Genomic DNA, 384 nt, shown 5'->3' on the forward strand with positions numbered 1-384 from the left:
CGGAACGTTTAATGGAACGTTCACCCTTGTGGATGGCAACCACGTCACCCCGGACGGGGCGCAAGCAGTTGTCTCGGGGGCCCACCTCTATACGCTGACCGAGGCGGAGGATGGCCGCGGTTGGGTGCTGAGCGCGATGTCGGAGACTGGTGGGAGAAACTGGCAACCCTCTGCGCCGGTCTATGACAGCTATGGCCAGTCGCTGCTGGCCCTGAATGGCCCTGCGTCGCTGCGCAGCCGGGGCAGCTCGGAAGACTTCCGGAGCCTGGCCTGGGACGGTGGCCCAGCCACGCAAAGCGCAGGCTCCCCGCTGTGGTTCCAGATGGGGACAGAACAGGTCACACTGGCGGCAGAGCACAGCACAACAGGTGCGGCGCTCGACAG

General features: G+C 65.6%; 1 pseudogene. It reads left to right on the forward strand.

Annotated features, from left to right (window positions below):
• A pseudogene (locus Q1B13_RS26910) lies at nt 1-384 on the forward strand (autotransporter); the annotation flags it as partial.

The sequence above is a fragment of the uncultured Ruegeria sp. genome (assembly GCF_947489545.1).
Taxonomy (GTDB): domain Bacteria; phylum Pseudomonadota; class Alphaproteobacteria; order Rhodobacterales; family Rhodobacteraceae; genus Ruegeria.